The sequence below is a fragment of the Brevibacterium sp. SIMBA_078 genome (genome assembly GCF_046534565.1).
Classification (GTDB): domain Bacteria; phylum Actinomycetota; class Actinomycetes; order Actinomycetales; family Brevibacteriaceae; genus Brevibacterium.
On sequence record NZ_JAWRYQ010000296.1, the window covers coordinates 1 to 264 of the forward strand.

The 264-nt window shown below is 42.4% G+C and carries 1 protein-coding gene; it reads right to left on the reverse strand.

Annotated features, from left to right (window positions below; translation table 11 throughout):
• Positions 1-264, reverse strand: a 264-nt coding sequence (locus tag SB749_RS19790; RefSeq protein ID WP_410711810.1) for a phage terminase large subunit, incomplete at both ends; no start/stop codon positions are given.

A 264-nucleotide genomic window follows, 5' to 3' on the forward strand; every position in this document is an offset into this window, starting at 1 on the left:
GTGGGTTTTCCGGCTTTGTTTTGTGTGTAAGTTCTTCACGTAACACCGAGTTCATGATGGTGCTTACTTCCTCGTCGGATTTGAATTCTGCAAGCTCTTCTATCCACATAACACCTATTGGAAAATCAGCGTCTTTGATTGATTTGAGCTTTTCAGGATCGTCAGCACCAGCAAAGTAAATCTTGTTCCCTCTCGGCTTGTATGTGATTTCTAACCTAGAAGTAACAAACTTGAATAGATGAGAGACTCCCAGCGTTACCGTTG